Source organism: Corynebacterium riegelii, assembly GCF_001263755.1.
GTDB lineage: Bacteria > Actinomycetota > Actinomycetes > Mycobacteriales > Mycobacteriaceae > Corynebacterium > Corynebacterium riegelii.
The window spans coordinates 1,047,274-1,065,517 of the sequence record NZ_CP012342.1; the positions used below are offsets into that span (position 1 = coordinate 1,047,274).

Consider the following 18,244-nt stretch of genomic DNA (forward strand, 5'->3'; position numbering starts at 1 on the left):
CATCCACATGTCAGACAACACCTCGCTAGGGCGAGGACTCCAAACACGACACCTCACCATGATGGGCCTCGGCTCCGCCATCGGCGCCGGACTGTTCTTGGGCACCGGCGTAGGCATCGCCGCCGCAGGACCGGCCGTGCTTCTGGCCTACATCATCGCAGGCTTCATCACCGTCTGCGTGATGCAGATGCTCGCCGAAATGGTGGCCGCGCGCCCCTCCTCCGGCGCGTTTTCCACTTACGCCGAGCAGGCCTTCGGCCGCTGGGCGGGTTTTGCCATCGGCTGGCTCTACTGGTTCATGATGGTCATGATCATGGCGGTAGAAATCACCGGCGCGTCCGCGATCATCGCCTCCTGGTTCGCCATCTCCCCGTGGATCCCGGCGCTGATCGCCATCGTGGTGTTTACGCTGATCAACTTCGCCGCGGTAAAGAACTACGGCGAGTTCGAGTTCTGGTTCGCCCTGATCAAAGTGCTGGTCATCGTCGCATTCCTCGCGCTTGGCGTGGCGCTGTGGCTGGGGTTGTTGCCGGGCACGTCCTTCGTGGGCTTAAGCCAGATCCGTGACGTTGGCTTCATGCCCAACGGCTTCGGCGGCGTTGCCACCGCACTGCTGGCCGTTGCGTTTGCCTTCGGCGGCATCGAACTTGTCACCATCGCCGCGGCCGAATCCGAAGACCCCGAAGTGGCCGTGCACTCGGCCATCAAGACCATCATCTGGCGCATCTCCGTGTTCTACATCGGCTCCGTGCTGCTGATCGTGCTGCTTCTGCCGTTTGACCAAATCGGCGGCGCAAACGACGCCTCCGAATCGCCGTTTACCGCCGTACTGCGCCTAGCCAACATCCCAGGTGCCGTGGGGATTATGGAAGCCGTCATCGCCGTCGCTTTGCTCAGCGCCTGCAACACCCAGGTCTACGGCTCCTCGCGCTTCCTCCACTCGCTCGCCGTGCGTGGCGACGCCCCAGCGTCCTTCGCCCAAACCGACCCCCGCGGGGTGCCCGTTAGGGCCGTTTTGGTGTCCGTCTTCTTCGGCCTCGTCGCCGTCGGCCTGCAGTACTGGAACCCGCCGGGGCTTTTGGCGTTTCTGCTCAACGCCGTCGGCGGCTGCCTGATCGTGATCTGGTTCGCCATCGCGTTTTCCTTCCTGCGCCTCCACCCGCAGCTGGTAGCGCGAGGTGAAATCACCCACGTCCGCATGTGGGCACCCAGCTGGCTGCCCTGGACCACCATCGCCCTAATCGCAGGCCTCGTCCTGCTCATGCTCACCAACCCCGACGGCCGCTTCCAAGTACTGGCTGTCACCGTTGTCGTCGGCGTCATCTGCCTCGCCGGCGCAATCTGGACCCGAAAGACCCCACGATGACCACACCATCCTCCGCCGCCACCAACACCGCCACCAACACCGCTACCGATGGCGATCTTGGCACCGGCCTCAAATCACGCCACCTCACCCTCATGGGCCTGGGCACCGCAGTCGGCGCCGGCCTGTTTTTAGGCGTCGGCGTAGGCATCCGCGCCGCCGGCCCCGCCATCATCATCGCCTACATCATCGCCGGCGCCATCGTCATCGCCGTGATGCGCATGCTTGGTGAAATGGCCGCCGCCCGCCCCTCCTCCGGCTCATTTTCCACCTACGGCCGACAAGCCTTCGGACACTGGGCAGGCTTCCTCCTCGGCTGGCTGTATTGGTTCCTGCTCATCATGGCGTGCGGTGCCGAAATCACCGGCGCATCCGCCATGATGGCCGGCTGGTTCAACGTCCCGCAGTGGGTACCGGCCCTTGTGGTGGTTGCGTTCCTCACCGCCGTCAACCTCGCCCAGGTGCGCGGGTTTGGCGAGTTCGAGTACTGGTTCGCCATGATCAAAGTCGCGGTGATCGTCGGCTTCATTGTCATTGGCGCAGCCCTCTGGCTAGGCCTGTTGCCAGCCAGCGGCTTCGTCGGCTTCGACAACGTGCGTGAATCCGGATTCGCCCCGCACGGCGTCACCGGCATCGCCGCCGGCCTGCTCGCCGTGGCGTTCGCGTTCGGCGGTATCGAAGTGGTCACCATCGCCGCCGCAGAATCCGAAAACCCGGCACAAAACGTCAAAACTGCCGTTAACACCATCATCTGGCGCATCGCGCTGTTCTACCTCGGCTCGATTGCCGTCATCGTGCTGCTTCTGCCATACGCCCAAATCGACGGCGCCAACTCCGCCGCCGACTCCCCCTTCACCCAAGTGCTCGAAATGGCGAACATCCCGGGCGCCGCAGGGCTCATGGAGGCCGTGATCGTGCTCGCGCTGCTGTCCGCCTTCAACGCTCAGCTCTACGGCACCTCCCGCCTGATCTACCAGCTCGCCCTCGAAGGCGACGCCCCACGCTGGACCGCCAAAACCAACGCCAACGCCGTCCCCACCAACGCGGTGCTGATCAGCGTGTTCTTCGCATTCGTCGCCGTCGGCCTGCAGTGGTGGAACCCGCCAGGGATGATCGACTTCCTCATGGCCGCAACCGGCGGCTGCCTGATTGTCACCTGGACCATGATCACACTCAGCTACATCAAGCTGCACCCCCAGATCCGCGCCACCACTGTGCGTGTGCGCGGCGCATCCTGGGTCCCCTGGGTCACCCTCGCCGCCCTTGTGGGGCTTACGGTGCTCATGCTTTTCGACGCCTCATCACGCACCCAAATCATCTCCGTCACCATCCTTTCCGCCGTCCTCATCGGTCTGTCGTTCCTGACAACATCCAGCAAGCGCTAAGGTGTCTGTCATGACTTCTGCATCCGCCCGTGGTTTGGCAACTGTTACGCACGACGGCACTGTTCTAGACGTTTGGTACCCCGCCCCGAAACTCGAAGGCACCGGCGAGACCGGCACCACCCGAGTTGAAAAGGAAGACCCCCGCTTCGCTGACTTGGTGGGGCCGGATGAGGCGCGAGGGGTGGCTCGCGTGGTCGTCGATACGCAAATTGCTGACCTGGACCAGCCAGCGATCGACGCCTACGACGTCTACCTGCGCCTCCACCTGCTCTCCCACCGCCTGATCAAGCCGCACGGCGCCAACATGGACGGCGTGTTTGGCCTGCTAGCAAACGTGGTGTGGACCAACTACGGCCCGTGTGCCGTGGCTGACTTCCAGATGACCCGCGCACGCCTAGCCGCCAAGGGGCCGGTTGTGGTGTTCTCCGTGGACAAGTTCCCACGCATGGTGGACTACGTCGTGCCGTCTGGCGTACGTATTGGAGACGCGGACCGCATCCGGCTTGGCGCACACCTAGCCGAAGGCACCACCGTCATGCACGAAGGCTTTGTTAACTTCAACGCCGGCACGCTTGGCGCCTCCATGGTTGAAGGCCGCATCTCCGCAGGTGTTGTTGTTGGAGACGGCACCGACATCGGCGGCGGCGCCTCCATCATGGGCACCCTGTCCGGCGGCGGCAAGGAAGTCATCTCGCTTGGTCAGCGCTGCCTGCTCGGCGCCAACGCCGGCGTCGGCATCTCCCTGGGTAACGACTGCATCGTCGAAGCCGGCCTCTACGTCACCGCGTCCTCCAAGGTGCAGGTCAACGGCGAGACCGTCAAGGCTGTGGAGCTCTCCGGCAAGGACGGGCTGCTGTTCCGCCGCAACTCCCTCACCGGCGCCATCGAGGTCGTACCCGCCAAGGGCGTTGAGCTCAATGACATCCTGCATGCCAACTAAGCTCACCTGGCCTCTGCCCGAAGAGGTACTCGTGGATGGCGACTTGGTGTTGCTGCCGTGGTCGCAGGTGGACACCATCGCGGGTGTACGCGACGATCTGATTGCCGCGTGCAATGACCCGCGCATGGTGCGCTGGACGCAAGTCCCCCACCCCTACACCGAAGAGATGGCTTCGGCATTCTTAGGCAGTCCCGGACCTTCGTGTGCGCGGTGGGCGCTTGTTATGGACGCCCGCTTCTGCGGCAACATCGAACTACGCCTGCACTCCGAACAACACCGCTCGGGCGACTTCGGCTACAACGCTGCCCCCTGGGCGCGCGGACGCGGCGCAATGACGCGCGCGGTCCGCTTGGTCAGCGAACACGCCTTCGCCCAAGGGTTCCACCGCCTGGTGATCCGGGCAGGGGTCGACAACGCGGCCTCCCGGCACGTTGCCGAGCAGGCCGGCTACACCTTCGAAGGTGTCATCCGCGGCGGCGAATTCCTTCACGGGGAATTCATCGACATCGCGCAGTACTCGCGGCTTTCCTGTGATTAGCCGGTGACCTGCCGGTGACTAGACGGTGACCAGCCGCTGCCTAGTCACCGAAGAGGAGTTGCATCGCGCCCGGTGTTCGTGCCGGTACGGCCCGCCCGCTTGGCGACACCCACACCGGCGTCCCACCCCGCACCTCTATTCGGCCTCGGTAGTGGTGCGCGGGGTCATCATCATTCACCCCGTTGTGATAGCGACACAGCGGCGAAAGATTATCCATATTCGTCATCCCGCCGCGTGCCCAGGACTGCACGTGGTGCATCTGGCAGGCATCAGAACCGTGGCGGCAGTCCGGCGCCGGACACACCGGCATCAACAACCCCGCCAAGTCGCGCTGCTTCGCGTTGGCGAAACGCTGCGTGCGATACAGGTTCACCGCCCCCTCGCGCGGGTGGAACAGCGCCACTTCAAGCTCTGCACCGTAGTACTTGGCCAGGAACTCGGCACCGGTCATCGAGGTGCCGTCGGTCAGGTGCAGGGTCACCTCAGCTGCGTCAGCGGCAGCCGCGGTGGCGGTGGCGGCGCTCAGGCGGGTCCACTCCGGAAGCGGGATGAGGATCATCGGGCGGGGTGCGGCGTGCGGGATGCGGGTGGGGGCGCTGGGTGGGTTGTCGTGGGCGTCGTTACGCAAAAGGCCCACAAACGCATCCGCAAGCTGGGCTGCGGCGGGACGCTCGTGGTCGATGACCTGGCGCAGCGCGTGCTCCACATCCGCAATGTCGCGCTCGGCATAGGTTAGCGTCATCGTCCGCATACCCGACTTCGAACGGCTAAAGCGCAGCTGCTTCTGCGGCGGCGGCTTCGGGGTGTCAATGAGGGTGTCGGCGTGGCGCGAAAGGGCGTCATAGCGCCCAGTGAAGCGCAGCAGTTCCTCGCGCAGGCGCCAGCGCTCGCCGTCGTCGGTAACGCGGCGCAGTTTGCGCTCTATAAGCACAAGCTTGTCCAGGCTCGCCCCTCCCGCCATCTCGCGGGCCTGCGCCTGCCTACGCGTAAAGCGCGTCGGCCCGTAATAGACGCCGTGGACGGCCTGCCATTCACGCACCCGAGACGGCGCGACACACGCCGCCAACGCGGCGTCACGGTCGAAGCCAGCTAGGGTATCCACCCCTGCCGAGAGAAAGTCCCCAAATTCCATGGGCCACAAGCTACTGCCCACCCAAATCGCGCACAAGCTTTGGCGCTTGGGCCTGTGGATAAGTTGGAGTTATCCACAGGCGGGGCGTCGGCAAGCAAAAAGCAAAATCGTTTGACCTGCAGGTTTAAGAAACGGCTTTTGGCTTGCCGAATGCCCAGAATTTGTTAATCACGAAATTGACAGGCATGGCCACAAACGTCGAAATCGCTTGCGCCCAGTAGCTCTTGGTGCGAAGCCCCGTGGAGTCATCAAACACCTCTGCCGGCAGTGCGATCGGCGAGAGCGGGTTCATCAAAAACGTCATCACCGTCAGCGACACAACAAGCGCCACCACACCCGTGGCAAGAAACGGCACATACCCGCGCAGCCACGAACGCCCGCCCTCCCCGCGGAACGTCCAGGAACGGTTCAACTGATAGTTCCACGTATTCGCCACCACGAACGCCACTGTGGACAACACGTGGTACCAGCGCACGTTAAAGCGCGTGCCGAGGAGGTTGAAAAACACCTCAGACTCGTGGACGCCAAAGCCGGAGTCCAACAGCTTCTTGAACACATAAAACGCGGCCAAGTTGACCAGCACGCCGGACCCGCCGACGATGCCGAACTTCAGAAACTGTGTGGCCTCAGCAACAAAGCGTTGGGAGGTCATTCCTAGCTTGCGCCTAGGCGCCGCGCGGCTTCGGCGGCGTGGGCATCCGTGGTGGTCATGGCCACGCGCACGTGGTTAGCGCCGGCCGGGCCGTAGAAATCACCCGGGGCGGCAAGGATGCCACGCTCAGCCAGCCACGCGAGCGCCTCGCGCGAGCTCAAGCCGTCCTTCCTTGCCCACAGGTACAGACCTGCCTCAGAGTGATCAACCTCGAAGCCCGCGGCAACCAAGCCCTTCAGCAACACGGCGCGACGCGCGGCGTACGTGGTGCGCTGCAGCTCCTCGTGAGTGTCTTCCGCGAACGCGGCAACCATCGCCGCCTGGATCGGCCCTGGCACCATGAGACCCGCGTGCTTGCGCGCCTCCAGCAGCTCCTGGACCAGCGCACGGTCGCCGGAAATGGTGCCCGAGCGATACGACGCCATATTCGACGTCTTCGACAACGAATGCAACGCCAGAAGACCCGTGTTGTCCCCGCCAGTCACGCTCGGATGCAGGATGGACACCGCCTCAGCGGACCAGCCGAGGTAGAGGTAGCACTCATCAGAGGCCACAATTGCACCGGTGTCGCGGCTGAACTCCACCCAGGACTTCAGCTGGTCAACGCCCATAACCGCCCCCGTCGGGTTGGATGGGGAGTTGATGAAGGCCAAGGACGCGCCGTCGATAGGCGAATCAGAGCGCACCACCTTGCAACCCGCGATCAGTGCGGCGACCTCATAGGTGGGGTACGCAACCTCGGGGATGATGACCGTCTCGCCGCGCATGCCCAGAAGCGTGGGCAGCCAGGCGATCGCTTCCTTCAGGCCAATCGTGGGCAGCACCGACTGCTCATCCAAGCCCGTGATGCCGAAGCGGCGCGAAAGCGCCTCCACGATCGTGCGACGCAACTCCGGCGTGCCCGCCGTCTGCGGGTAGCCAGGGATCGCAGCATGCTCCGTCAGCGCAAGCTGGATCGCAGGCGCAACTGGGTCCACCGGCCCGCCAACGGAAAGGTCAATCAGCCCGTCCGGGTGCGACGCGGCTTTCGCCTTCACGTCTGCAATCGTGTCCCAGGGGAAATCGGGCAACACCGAGGCCAAAGGGGTACGCATAAAATCTAGTCCTGGTTCTGCGGCGGCAAGGCAGCCACAAACGGGTGGTCAAAATCAAGCGCGCCCGTCTTCGCGGCGCCGCCCGGGGAACCAAGCTCATCAAAGAAGCCAACATTGGCGTCGTAGTACTCGCTCCACTCATCCGGAGTGTCATCCTCGTAGAAGATGGCCTCCACCGGGCAGGCGGGCTCACACGCACCGCAGTCCACGCACTCATCCGGGTGGATGTAGAGCATGCGCTTGCCTTCGTAGATGCAGTCGACCGGGCATTCCTCGACGCAGCCGCGGTCCTTGACATCAACGCACGGCTGAGCAATCACGTAAGTCATGCGCTCTAGTATGTCACTTCGCCCTGGCGAGGGGCCAAACGCCGCCGCCTAAACCGGCAACGAGTGCCCAACCCCCGCCAAAAATGACCCACACGGCGCACCACACGGCCAAGGGAACAAGCCACACGATGCGTCGCGACGTCCACAGCGCCGCCGTACGCGTGAGCACCAACGTTGCCAACGGCATAAGTACCCACGCAAGCGGTAGCCACAGATCCGTCAGATACGTTGCCCCCACAAACGCGAAAACCGCGGCGAAAACACTCAGGAACACGTAGGCCTGAATAATTTCACCGCGGGAAAACTCGCGGGAGTCACCGCGTTCTACAGTCCGCAAAAGATCCCGTCCGCACCATCTGGGCCATCCGGCAGCGGCACACCTGCGCCGAGCTGGTAGTGCTCCACGCGCTGCAGCGGCTGCACGATCAGGTTGCTCAGGGCGTAGTAGACCACCGGGCCATCACAAAGGACCGCATGCGGGTTGGATTCAGAGACCAGCCCATTGGCGATCCACAGCTGGGTGGCGTGGGCTTGCATGGAGGAGGTTTTGGCGGCATACGTGGCGTCGTCAAGCACAATGCTCAAATCGGCCTCATCTACCCCATCGAGCTCTCCTGGCTGCGGCAGGCGCCAACCGGCGGGGGCGGCGGCGGGCAACGCAGCGTTGGTCTCATGCGCAAGGCGGACGGTGTGCAGCACGCGCGGCACCCCGGCACGAGTTGCGGCGGCGTGCGTGATGCGGTGGGCCTGGATGTGGTCCGGGTGGCCGTAGCCTCCATTGGCATCGTAGGTCACCACAGCGTGCGGGCGGATGCGCTCAAACAGCGACACCAGCAGGTCAGTCGCCACATCGGTGTTGTTCACAAACGCACGTGGGTTCTGGTGCGCCGGCGAACCCGCCATGCCGGAATCACGGAAACGTCCAGCGCCGCCGAGGAACTCACCGCGCGCGCCCAGCGCACGCAGGGACGCCGCGAGCTCACCGATGCGGAAACCGCCAAGCTGATCGGCCTCGTCCGCAACCAGATGCTGGTAGGTCTCCCCGATCACTTCGCCCTCTTCGCCGAGGGTGCAGGTGACCACGGTGACGTCCGCACCACGGCGGGCCAGATCGGCGATGGTGCCGCCGGTGGTAATCGCCTCATCATCCGGGTGGGCGTGGACGAATACAGCCCGGTAGCCGACGAGATCCCGCATTACTTATTCAGCTGCTTCGCGCGGGAACGTGCACGGCCACGCTCGGTGGCGTTCAGGATGATCTTGCGCACGCGCATCGCCTCAGGCGCGACCTCGACGCACTCGTCCTCATCACAGAACTCGATGGCCTCATCCAGGGAAAGGGTGCGGGCCTTCTGCAGCGTCACCGTCGTATCGGCGCTGGCTGCACGCATGTTGGTCAGCTTCTTTTCCTTGGTGATGTTGATGTCCATGTCCTCATCACGCGAGTTCGCACCAACAACCATGCCCTCGTAGGTCTCAGCACCCGGCTCCACGAAGAAGTCGCCGCGGTCCGCCAGCTGCTGCAGGGCGTATGCGGTGACCTGGCCGGAGCGGTCTGCCACCAGGGAGCCTGTCGGACGTCCCTTGATTTCGCCTGCCCACGGGCGGTGCTCGATGGAGTACGAGTTGGCAATGCCAGCACCGCGGGTTTCGGTGAGGAAGGTGGTGCGGAAGCCGATCAGGCCACGCGACGGCACGTCAAACTCCATACGCACCCAATCACCCGCACCGGTGTTGGACATTGCGGTCATCTGGCCCTTGCGGTTTGCCAGCAGCTGGGTGACGGCACCCTGGTGCTCACTCGGCACGTCGATGACCATGTGGTCGTACGGCTCGTAGGTCTTGCCGTCGATCTCCTTGGTCACTACCTGCGGCTTGCCCACGGTGAGCTCGAAGCCTTCACGACGCATCGTCTCAATCAACACCGTCAACGCCATCTCACCACGGCCCTGGACCTCCCAGGCGTCCGGGCGCTCAGTCGGCAGCACCTTGATGGAGACGTTACCGATCAGCTCCTGGTCCAAGCGCGCCTTGATCATGCGTGCCGTGAGCTTGTCACCGCCGTTACGGCCAGCCATCGGCGAAGTGTTCACGCCAATGGTCATGGAAATCGCAGGGTCATCCACCTTGATGCGCGGCAGCGGCGCAACGTGCTCCGGGTCGCACAAGGTGTCACCGATCATGATTTCGTCCACACCAGAGATTGCGGCAATGTCACCGGCAACCACATCCTCGGTGGCCGGAACGCGATCCAGGCCTTCAGTGACCAGGAGCTCAGCCACCTTCACGTTCTTCACATGCTGGTTGCCTTCCGCGTCATAGTGCACCCACGCGACTTGCTGGCCCTTCTTCACGGAGCCCTTGAATACGCGGATCAGTGCGATACGGCCCAGGAAGGAGGAGGAGTCCAGGTTGGTCACCTGCGCTTGGAAGGGGGCGTCGATGTCAGCGGACGGTTCTGGCAGCACGTCATAGATAACGTCAAACAGCGGCTGCAGATCCTCATTGTCCGGCAGGTTGCCGTTGCCCGGGTTTTCCTGGGAAGCACGGCCCGCGCGGCCGGAGGTGTAGAGCACCGGCAATTCCAGCAGGTTCTCCGCAGCCTCGGCTGCCTCCGGGTCTTCCAGGCCAGCGCCCAGTTCCAGCAACAGGTCCTGGGCTTCCTCCACAACCTCATCAATGCGAGCATCCGGGCGGTCCGTCTTGTTCACGCAGATGATGACCGGCTTCTTGGATTCCAGCGCCTTGCCCAGCACGAAGCGGGTCTGCGGCAGCGGGCCCTCAGATGCGTCTACCAGCAGCACAACACCGTCCACCATGGACAGGCCGCGCTCAACCTCGCCGCCAAAGTCGGCGTGGCCCGGGGTATCAATCACGTTGATCACCAGGTCGCGGCCGTCCTTGCCGGCGCCTGCGCGACGGATGGCGGTGTTCTTGGCCAAAATTGTGATGCCGCGCTCGGATTCGAGCTCACCGGAGTCCATCACGCGGTCGCCGTGTTCACCATGGTCACCGAATACGCCGGACTGCTCCAGCATTGCGTTAACCAGGGTGGTCTTGCCGTGGTCAACGTGGGCGACAATGGCTACATTTCGAAATTCAGGGTGCGACACTTAACCGCTGCTCCTTATATATAGGCGGTATGAACGTCTAAACACTACCCCTCCAACCCCCGAATCGCACGTTCGCTTGAGCCGCTTCTTTTACCCGCTCAGTGCGGTTTGGAGCTCTTGGAAGCTGGTGGCAAAGAATTGATCATTCTTGCTTGTGCTGATCACGGTGCCAGCTTGACCACGGCGGTGCAGTTCTACGGTTACGGTGCCGTCGCCGTTATCGGAGGCGTCGATAGTAATGGGTGCTTGGAAGTCCTGAGTCAGGTACACCCCGAGGAAGCGGTACTTCAGTGCGTTGCCAACGTTGACAACAAGCTCGCCCTCGGACTTCTCCTTGACATCGAAGTTCTCCAGACCGGAGAGACGGTTTTCAATCTCCGCCAGCGTGAGGTTGGTGTTGAACGTGACGGTCTCGTTCTGGGTTGCGTTCTGGGGATCAGTCATGGCTTTTCAGTCCTTTCACCTTATCGGCTTGATGTTTTGTGATCCGGAACACCACAGACGGTAGAGGTCAATACTGGCACGAGGTTGGCAGTTTCTTTCGATTTCGCCTTGACGTTGTTACATAAGTGACTATTGTGTCTCAAGTGACGTTTTCCCTGCCCAAATCAATTCGCGCTTCCGCGAGCGCAGTGCTTGCCGCATCCCTATTGGCTGGCGCTAGCGTTTTCACTCCAGCGGCCAACGCCCAAACATCTTCTGGCACATTCGGCCTGCTAGATGAGCTAGGCCGACCTACCCCCCAGGTAGTCAAGCGCGTCCATGACTTTGCAGACAAACCGTTCGTACCTGCCAAGGTAGCCAACGCCTTGCGTACGGCGATTACGTTCTACGCCGGTGGCGGAGAACTCGGAGGCCCACCACTGCCTGAGAACGCTCCCCCGTTCACCCAGTTCTACTGGCCAACGGTGTCATCCCACTGCATCGGGCCCGGCCTGCACTCCACAGCCTCTGCGCTCGTCGTCCCAGGTCCGTCCACCACCCCGGCACCTGGGGCTAACGCTGGGGAGGCCACGTTTGTTTTCACCGCGCTTGGCACACCGGCCGCCGCGCCCGAGCAAGGTTTGATGAAGGTGTACTGGATCAATCTCAACAATTTCCGCACGGGCGTAACGCCATTAGATAACAATCTGATAAACCCATCAGGACCGGCAACCCTGTCCGCAACCGCCAAGACGGGCCCTGGGCGCGTACTCGCAGTTGTAGACGGAGGCGTGCGCACCCAAGACAGGGTGTGCAACTTCGCCCCCACCGCCGCAAGTTTTTCTGTGAGGTAAGAGATGAGCGTTGACCTACACCCTGTCAAGCAGGAAACCTTTGACACGGTCTCCAAGACCAACGTGGACCCCAAGGGATTCCTCCGTGAGGTAGACACGTTTCGGGTGACTGACTTTGGCCTCTACATGGCACGCGGGGCCAACCACCCCCGCTTTGGCTACCTCGAAAGCTGGCTGCTTCCAAAGCTCGGCCTGAGAGCCAACATCTTTCACTTCCGCGAGGGTGTAGAAGAAGAGCAGGAGTATTACTTCGACGTTGCGGACATTGACGTTGACGGCGACGTATGGACAACGCGTGACCTCTACGTTGACTTAGTCTCTAACACCGGCACCCCTATCGACGTTCTGGACATCGATGAGCTTGCCGCCGCTACCTCCGCAGGGCTAATCACTGCTGAGGAAGCCGAGAAAGCCATTGACTTCACCTTGAATGCCGTCGAGGGCATCACCCGTCACAGCGATGATCCGATGGAATGGCTGCGCACCCTCGGCATCGAACTGACGTGGGCGGATGAGGTGGAACTCACCCCCGTCAGCTAGCAAAAAGGCCTTTAGTGAAAATTAATGCGCCAAAAATGGTGTGACACATCACTTTTTTCATTAATGTTAACGAAACCCACTGTTTCTGTGGATTTTAGTTTTGTTTCCTGCCGAAAGGATGACCGGTCACATGAAGAACCGCATTCGCATCGCCGCAATCGCCGGCCTGTCCACCATTTCCCTGGCTCTCACCGCATGTGCAGGTGACAGCACGGAGTCCACCAGCACCGGCACCACCGCCGCTGAGTCGAGCCAGGCGGCAGAGTCCACTGGCGAGTCCACGGGTGGCCTGGAAATCAACGCCGCTGGCGATTACAACCCGCTGGAGCGCGACCAGATCCAGGACGGCGGCGAGCTGACCATGGCTATCACTGAGATGGCCGAGCAGCAGAACGTCTTCCACGCAAACATGAACCGCTACACGCGCAACGTTTGGGACAAGTACAACCCGCAGCTCACCCTTTTCGACGGTGACGGTACCTACCACCCGAACCCGGCCTACCTCAGCGAGGTAAAGGACGAGGTTGTGGACGGCAAGACCGTGGTCACCTACACCATCGTGGATGAGGCCAACTACAACGACGGCACCCCGATCGACTGGACCTCGTTTGAGAACACTTGGAAGTTCAACAACGGCTCCAACCCGGATGTGCAGGTCAACTCCACCGACGGCTACGAGCTGATCGAGTCCGTCACCCGTGGCGAGACCGACAAGCAGGCAGTTGTCACCTACAAGCAGGCATACCCGTGGTGGGAGGGTCTCTTCGGCAACCTCGTGCCGCCGCAGGTTGACTCCGCTGACACCTTCATGAACGCCTACCTGAAGCAGCTGCACCCGGAGTGGGGCGCAGGCCCGTTCAAGGTTGAGAACGTCAACTTTGAAACCGGCGAGGTTTCCTTCGTGCGCAACGAAAAGTGGTGGGGCGAGCCGGCCAAGCTGGAGCGCATCTCCTACCGCGCAATGGAGGACCAGGCTTCCATCAACGCTTTCCGCGCAGGTGAGATCGACCTGACCGGCGTTGGATCCCGTGACCGTCTGGAGACCGCACGTCAGATGGGCGACCAGGCTGACATCCGCGTCTCCCTGCGTCCGTCCAACTTCCTGCTGACCATCAACTCTGAGGCACCGGGCCTGGAAGACCCGAAGGTGCGCGAGGCAATCATGACGGCAATTGACCGTTCCCAGCTTGCCGCGATCCGCTTCAACGGCCTGGACTACACCGAGGACCTGCCGGGCTCCTTCACCCTGTTCCAGACCCAGGATGGCTACGAGGACAACTTCGGCTCTGTCGTTCAGTACGACCAGGAGAAGGCAAAGAAGCTGCTCGAGGAGGCTGGCTACTCTGAGGCGAACCCGCTGAGCGTTCGCTACGTCACCCTGGGTGACTCCCCGATGGTTCAGGCCACCACCTCCGCAATGCAGTCCATGCTGCGCGCAGTTGGCATCGACGTCCAGATCGAGGAGCGTCCGAGCTCTGACTTCTCCAAGGTGACCTCCGAGAAGGACTTCGACCTGTTCATGATGGGCTTCTCCTCCTCCGACCCGTTCGGTGTTGCGTACTTCGGCCAGATCTACGCATCTGACTCTGAGCTGAACAAGTCCGACACGGGCTCCGCTGAGCTGGACGCAAAGATCGAAGAGCTGCAGAAGATCGAGGACGCTGACGAGCAGATCAAGCGCGCTAACGAGCTTGAGAAGGAAGCCTTCGGCGAGTTCGGCATCATGCCGTACGCTAACGGCCCTGAGATGGTTGCTACCAAGCCGGGCCTGGCTAACCTGGGTGCAATGTCCTTCGCAGTGCTGCCGATCGAGAACGTCGGCTGGGCGAAGTAAGAGACCCGGTAACCGTTGATCACGTCGCATAAATCCGCCGAGGCCCTTGTGGCTTCGCGCGGATTTATGCGTTTTCACACAGACTGAGAGACGCCATGTTCCGCTACCTCATAAGGAAAATTCTGAGCTGGAGCCTCATCGTATTTCTGGCCACCAACCTCACGTATTTCCTCGCCAGCTTTTTCTTGGATCCGCGCGCCAATTACTTCGGCCGCCGCCCTCCGCTTTCACCAGAGCAGATCGATGCTTTGCTTGAGCCCAACAACTTGAGCCCGAATACGCCGATAATTGAGCGTTGGTGGACATGGCTCACCGGCATTCTGACTCGTTGGGACTGGGGTAACTCCCCGCTCGGTGACTCGGTGAACGAACAGATTTCGTTTCGCATCTGGGTCTCCGCCCAGCTGACGTTCGTGGCAACCTTCCTGTCCATCGTCATTGGTGTGGCAGTGGGCGTGTACACGGCGTCGCGTCAGTACAAGCGCGCCGACCGCGTTTGGCAGGGCATTTCCATCATCACTATGAACACGCACGTGGTTGTGGCGTCTATTGCAGTGGTGTGGCTTGGTATCAAGATCAACGAGTGGAGCGGGCGCCGTATCTTCTACGTCACCGGCGCATCTAGTTCCAATGTGCAAGGAACGTGGAACAAGCTAGTTGACTTTGGTCAGCACCTTATCTTGCCCACGCTTGCGCTGCTGATCATTTCCTACGCGGGCTACCACTTCATGCAGCGCACCTTGCTGCTGGATAACTTGAACGCGGACTACGTCCGCACTGCTCGCGCCAAGGGCCTGACCAAGGCGCAGGCGGTGCGCAAGCACGCGCTTCGCACCTCACTGATTCCGGTGGCAACCTCGGTGGCATTCTCCGTTCCCGGTATTTTCACCGGTGCGGTGATGACGGAACGCATTTTCGCCTGGAACGGCATGGGCCAATACTTCATCCAGACCATCAGCCGCAATGACGTGCATGGCGCAGTTGCTGTTGCGGCCTTCGGCGCCGCGATGACCGCAGTATCTGCGATCTTGGCGGACCTGCTTGTGGTGGCACTTGATCCCCGAGTCCGGGTTAGCTAGGGAGGCACACCAATGTCGACGAAATACACCGGTTCGAGCTCTGGCCAGCCACGTCGCGCCAGCCAGAACCTGGGTATGCACGCAAACATCCCAGTTAATGACATGACGTCTACGTCTGAAACCGGACGCCAGGCAGACGGCACAGCAAGTGCTGAGCCACCAAACCAGTCCGCAGCGCTACGCGGCACCAGCAAGAGCCGTATCTACCTGCGCCGCTTCCTGCGAAACCGCATGGCGGTAGTAGGCACGGTTATCTTCATCGTGCTGGTTCTGCTCGCTGTCTTTGGCAAGTTCATCACGCCTTGGGCCTACGATGAACCGGACTTTTTGAACCTGGCCACCGGCCCAAGCAAGGAACACTGGTTTGGTACCACTGACTCCGGCAATGACCTATTCGCTCAGGTTGTTCACGGCCTTGGCCGTTCCCTGACCATTGCAGTGCCAGCAGCGCTGGCTATCACGATCCTCTCCGCTCTCATTGGTGCAGGTGCTGCGCTCTACGGCGGTGCGCTTGAGAAGATCGTGCTGGCAATTATCCACTTCATGCTGGCTGTGCCGACGTTTTTGATGATTGCACTGTTGGTCTCCGGCTCTGGCGGCGACTGGAAGGTGCTCACCGTGGTGCTCATCGCTTTCGGCTGGATGTACCCCGCTCGTGTGATTTGGTCACTGGCCTTGTCTATCCGAGAAAACGACTACGTTCGTGCCGCACGCTTCATGGGCGTGTCGCGCCCGACCGCGATCGTCCGCCACATCATCCCCAATGTGGCCTCGCTGCTGGTGATCCAGTTCATGATGGGTGTGGTCTCCACGATCATGAGTGAGACCGCCCTGTCCTTCCTTGGCCTGGGTGTGAAGCTGCCGGACGTATCCCTGGGTACCCTGCTGCAGACCGGTACCGGAACCCTGATCACCACCCCGTGGCAGTTCTACTTCCCGGCGCTTGTGCTGACGCTGTTGACCGTCTCCATGGCTTTCATTGCTGACGGCCTGCGTGACGCTTTTGACCCGAACTCGAACTCTGGAGGCCGAGCATGACATCTTCCGTGAATTCCGCTAACCCGGTACTTAGCGTTCGTGATCTCAACGTTTCTTTCCCATCGGAGGCAGGCGTTGTCTCCGCGGTGCGCGGCGTGGACTTTGACCTCTACCCCGGCCGAACCCTTGGCATTGTGGGCGAGTCCGGCTCGGGCAAGTCGGTCACGTCCATGGCCGTGATGGGCCTTTTGCCGGATTACGCCAAGGTCACCGGTTCGGTGCTGTACAAAGGCGAGGAACTGCTGACCAAAAACGACAAGGCCATGTCGCACATCCGCGGCAACGAGATCGGCATGATCTTCCAGGACCCACTGTCCGCTTTGACGCCGGTGTATGACATTGGTACGCAGCTGGTGGAAGCCATGCAGGCCCACAACAACATTTCCAAGTCCAAGGCACTCACCCGCGCGGCTGAGCTTTTGGACCTTGTGGGTATTCCGGAGCCGCAGAAGCGCCTGAAGTCCTTCCCCCACGAGTTTTCCGGCGGTATGCGCCAGCGCGTGGTCATTGCTATTGCGATTGCGAAAGATCCGAAGGTACTGATCGCGGACGAACCAACCACCGCCCTCGACGTGACCATCCAGGCCCAGATCCTGGACGTGATCAAGGTTGCGCAGCGCGAAACTGGCGCGGCTTGCATCATGATTACCCACGACATGGGCGTGGTTGCCGGCACCGCAGATGACGTGCTGGTGATGTACGGTGGCCGCCCCGTGGAAAAGGCCGACGTACATACGCTGTTTAAGGCCCCGCAGATGCCGTACTCCATCGGCCTGCTCGGCTCCACCCCGCGTGTGGACGTCCCTTCGGACGAGCCCTTGACGTTTATCGAGGGCACCCCGCCGAAGCTGGTGAACATGCAGGAACGCTGCCAGTTCGCGCCGCGCTGCCCGATTGCCATCCCGGAGTGCTCAAACGGGGAGCCGCTGCTTGAGCCCGTGGGTGATATTGCAGGTCACGAGGTTGCCTGCATCCGCCACAACGAGATCGAAAACGGCATGATCAACGGCCGCCCCCTCTACCCCACCCCGGTGCTTCCGGAGGACTCGCTGGCGCACGTTCCGCGCGAGGAGCGCGAGGTGACCCTGGAAGTGGAGAACCTGAACAAGGAGTTCCCGCTGACCAAGGGTGCGTTGGTGAAGCGCCGCGTGGGCACTGTGCATGCGGTCAAGAACGTCTCCTTCGACATTCGCGCCGGTGAGTGCATGGCCATCGTGGGTGAGTCCGGCTCTGGTAAGACCACGACCCTGCTGGAGATCATGAACCTGGACCCGGCGCCGGGCAGCCGCATCGTGCTGTGTGGTGAAGACGCGTCCAAGTTCAACCACGCGTCGCGCCAGAAGGCACGCCGCAACCTGCAGATGGTGTTCCAGGACCCGATGAGTTCTTTGAACCCGCGCATGACGGTCAAAGAGATCATCCAGGAGCCGCTGGACGCGCTTGGTTACCAGGGCGACAAGGACGAACGTATTGCTGAACTGATGCGCACCGTGGGTCTGGATGAGTCCCAGATTGACCGCTTCCCAGGCCACTTCTCGGGCGGTCAGCGCCAGCGCATCGGCCTGGCTCGTGCGCTTGCCACCAACCCTTCGGTGATTGTGCTGGATGAGCCGGTTTCAGCGCTTGACGTGTCCATCCAGGCCGGTGTGATTAACCTGCTGGAGTCGCTGAAGCGTGAGCTTGGTTTGTCGTACTTGTTCGTGGCGCACGACTTGTCTGTGGTTCGCCACCTGTCGGACCGTGTTGCGGTGATGTACAAGGGCGACTTTGTGGAATTCGGCGATGCGGATGAGGTGTTTGATAACCCTCAGCACCCGTACACCAAGGCGTTGCTGTCTGCGATCCCGATTCCTGACCCGGAGGTTGAGCGCAACCGCGTGCGCCAAACCTACCAGCCGGAATAGGGCCTTGTTGCTTGTCGACGCTCCCC

The 18,244-nt window shown here is 61.8% G+C and carries 18 protein-coding genes; 10 read left to right on the forward strand and 8 right to left on the reverse strand.

Features of this window, described 5'->3' with window-relative positions:
- The first annotated feature begins 7 nt into the window (after positions 1–7).
- From AK829_RS05030 to AK829_RS05045, 4 genes are read left to right on the forward strand one after another with little or no spacing between them, the layout of a single operon-like run.
- Positions 8–1,366 (forward strand): amino acid permease, encoded by a 1,359-nt coding sequence (locus tag AK829_RS05030; RefSeq protein WP_052204805.1) that lies wholly within the window; start codon positions 8–10, stop codon positions 1,364–1,366.
- Positions 1,363–2,748: an amino acid permease gene (locus AK829_RS05035; RefSeq protein WP_052204807.1), complete on the forward strand. Its 1,386-nt coding sequence runs from the start codon at positions 1,363–1,365 to the stop codon at positions 2,746–2,748. The genes AK829_RS05030 and AK829_RS05035 overlap by 4 nt, the downstream gene beginning before the upstream one ends.
- A 10-nt stretch (positions 2,749–2,758) precedes the next feature.
- A complete protein-coding gene (gene dapD / locus AK829_RS05040; protein WP_052204808.1) occupies positions 2,759–3,688 on the forward strand; it encodes a 2,3,4,5-tetrahydropyridine-2,6-dicarboxylate N-succinyltransferase in 930 nt (309 codons plus the stop codon).
- Complete coding sequence (locus AK829_RS05045; protein ID WP_180950610.1) at positions 3,678–4,226, forward strand: GNAT family N-acetyltransferase; 549 nt, start codon at positions 3,678–3,680, stop codon at positions 4,224–4,226. The genes dapD and AK829_RS05045 overlap by 11 nt, the downstream gene beginning before the upstream one ends.
- Before the next feature lie 40 nt (positions 4,227–4,266).
- On the opposite strand, the gene AK829_RS05050 is transcribed toward AK829_RS05045, so the two are convergent.
- The 8 genes from AK829_RS05050 to AK829_RS05085 form a co-directional block, all read right to left on the reverse strand.
- On the reverse strand, positions 4,267–5,358 hold the full coding sequence (locus AK829_RS05050; RefSeq protein WP_052204812.1) for an HNH endonuclease signature motif containing protein: 1,092 nt from the start codon (positions 5,356–5,358) through the stop codon (positions 4,267–4,269).
- 124 nt (positions 5,359–5,482) lie between these two features.
- Complete coding sequence (locus AK829_RS05055; RefSeq protein ID WP_052204814.1) at positions 5,483–6,010, reverse strand: GtrA family protein; 528 nt, start codon at positions 6,008–6,010, stop codon at positions 5,483–5,485.
- Positions 6,011–6,012: 2 nt separating this feature from the next.
- Entirely contained in the window at positions 6,013–7,104 is a 1,092-nt protein-coding gene (gene dapC / locus AK829_RS05060; RefSeq protein ID WP_052204816.1) for a succinyldiaminopimelate transaminase, read from the reverse strand.
- Positions 7,105–7,109: 5 nt separating this feature from the next.
- Positions 7,110–7,433: a ferredoxin gene (gene fdxA / locus AK829_RS05065; protein ID WP_052204818.1), complete on the reverse strand. Its 324-nt coding sequence runs from the start codon at positions 7,431–7,433 to the stop codon at positions 7,110–7,112.
- Between the two features lie 13 nt (positions 7,434–7,446).
- Complete coding sequence (locus tag AK829_RS05070) at positions 7,447–7,770, reverse strand: hypothetical protein (RefSeq protein ID WP_052204820.1); 324 nt, start codon at positions 7,768–7,770, stop codon at positions 7,447–7,449.
- On the reverse strand, positions 7,758–8,630 hold the full coding sequence (gene mshB / locus AK829_RS05075; protein WP_052204822.1) for an N-acetyl-1-D-myo-inositol-2-amino-2-deoxy-alpha-D-glucopyranoside deacetylase: 873 nt from the start codon (positions 8,628–8,630) through the stop codon (positions 7,758–7,760). The genes AK829_RS05070 and mshB overlap by 13 nt, the downstream gene beginning before the upstream one ends.
- Positions 8,630–10,546, reverse strand: a complete 1,917-nt coding sequence (gene typA, locus AK829_RS05080) for a translational GTPase TypA (RefSeq protein WP_052204824.1) — start codon at positions 10,544–10,546, stop codon at positions 8,630–8,632. The genes mshB and typA overlap by 1 nt, the downstream gene beginning before the upstream one ends.
- 90 nt (positions 10,547–10,636) lie before the next feature.
- Positions 10,637–10,990: a hypothetical protein gene (locus tag AK829_RS05085; RefSeq protein ID WP_052204827.1), complete on the reverse strand. Its 354-nt coding sequence runs from the start codon at positions 10,988–10,990 to the stop codon at positions 10,637–10,639.
- 125 nt (positions 10,991–11,115) lie between these two features.
- On the opposite strand from AK829_RS05085, the gene AK829_RS05090 reads away from it, so the two are divergent.
- From AK829_RS05090 to AK829_RS05115, 6 genes are all read left to right on the forward strand, one after another.
- On the forward strand, positions 11,116–11,823 hold the full coding sequence (locus tag AK829_RS05090) for an Rv1157c family protein (RefSeq protein ID WP_232305787.1): 708 nt from the start codon (positions 11,116–11,118) through the stop codon (positions 11,821–11,823).
- Between the two features lie 3 nt (positions 11,824–11,826).
- The gene (locus AK829_RS05095) at positions 11,827–12,363 is read left to right on the forward strand and encodes a DUF402 domain-containing protein (RefSeq protein WP_052204831.1); all 537 of its coding nucleotides are present in this window, start codon (positions 11,827–11,829) and stop codon (positions 12,361–12,363) included.
- Positions 12,364–12,493: 130 nt separating this feature from the next.
- The gene (locus AK829_RS05100) at positions 12,494–14,197 is read left to right on the forward strand and encodes an ABC transporter family substrate-binding protein (protein ID WP_052204833.1); all 1,704 of its coding nucleotides are present in this window, start codon (positions 12,494–12,496) and stop codon (positions 14,195–14,197) included.
- A gap of 95 nt (positions 14,198–14,292) precedes the next feature.
- Positions 14,293–15,276 (forward strand): ABC transporter permease, encoded by a 984-nt coding sequence (locus AK829_RS05105; protein WP_052204834.1) that lies wholly within the window; start codon positions 14,293–14,295, stop codon positions 15,274–15,276.
- A 102-nt stretch (positions 15,277–15,378) separates the two neighbouring features.
- Positions 15,379–16,314, forward strand: coding sequence for an ABC transporter permease (locus AK829_RS05110; RefSeq protein WP_052206392.1), 936 nt, complete (start codon positions 15,379–15,381; stop codon positions 16,312–16,314).
- A complete protein-coding gene (locus AK829_RS05115) occupies positions 16,311–18,218 on the forward strand; it encodes an ABC transporter ATP-binding protein (RefSeq protein ID WP_052204835.1) in 1,908 nt (635 codons plus the stop codon). Before AK829_RS05110 ends, AK829_RS05115 begins: the two co-directional genes overlap by 4 nt.
- Positions 18,219–18,244: the final 26 nt, after the last annotated feature.

Bases quoted from the DNA above. Each gene is read 5' to 3' on its own strand.
- AK829_RS05045 (WP_180950610.1), top strand. From the start codon at position 3,678: ATGCCAACTAAGCTCACCTGGCCTCTGCCCGAAGAGGTACTCGTGGAT.
- AK829_RS05055 (WP_052204814.1), bottom strand. From the start codon at position 6,010: ATGACCTCCCAACGCTTTGTTGCTGAGGCCACACAGTTTCTGAAGTTC.
- fdxA (WP_052204818.1), bottom strand. From the start codon at position 7,433: ATGACTTACGTGATTGCTCAGCCGTGCGTTGATGTCAAGGACCGCGGC.
- AK829_RS05110 (WP_052206392.1), top strand. From the start codon at position 15,379: ATGACGTCTACGTCTGAAACCGGACGCCAGGCAGACGGCACAGCAAGT.
- AK829_RS05105 (WP_052204834.1), top strand. From the start codon at position 14,293: ATGTTCCGCTACCTCATAAGGAAAATTCTGAGCTGGAGCCTCATCGTA.
- AK829_RS05035 (WP_052204807.1), top strand. From the start codon at position 1,363: ATGACCACACCATCCTCCGCCGCCACCAACACCGCCACCAACACCGCT.
- AK829_RS05100 (WP_052204833.1), top strand. From the start codon at position 12,494: ATGAAGAACCGCATTCGCATCGCCGCAATCGCCGGCCTGTCCACCATT.
- mshB (WP_052204822.1), bottom strand. From the start codon at position 8,630: ATGCGGGATCTCGTCGGCTACCGGGCTGTATTCGTCCACGCCCACCCG.
- AK829_RS05085 (WP_052204827.1), bottom strand. From the start codon at position 10,990: ATGACTGATCCCCAGAACGCAACCCAGAACGAGACCGTCACGTTCAAC.
- dapD (WP_052204808.1), top strand. From the start codon at position 2,759: ATGACTTCTGCATCCGCCCGTGGTTTGGCAACTGTTACGCACGACGGC.
- AK829_RS05115 (WP_052204835.1), top strand. From the start codon at position 16,311: ATGACATCTTCCGTGAATTCCGCTAACCCGGTACTTAGCGTTCGTGAT.
- AK829_RS05050 (WP_052204812.1), bottom strand. From the start codon at position 5,358: ATGGAATTTGGGGACTTTCTCTCGGCAGGGGTGGATACCCTAGCTGGC.
- AK829_RS05030 (WP_052204805.1), top strand. From the start codon at position 8: ATGTCAGACAACACCTCGCTAGGGCGAGGACTCCAAACACGACACCTC.
- dapC (WP_052204816.1), bottom strand. From the start codon at position 7,104: ATGCGTACCCCTTTGGCCTCGGTGTTGCCCGATTTCCCCTGGGACACG.
- AK829_RS05095 (WP_052204831.1), top strand. From the start codon at position 11,827: ATGAGCGTTGACCTACACCCTGTCAAGCAGGAAACCTTTGACACGGTC.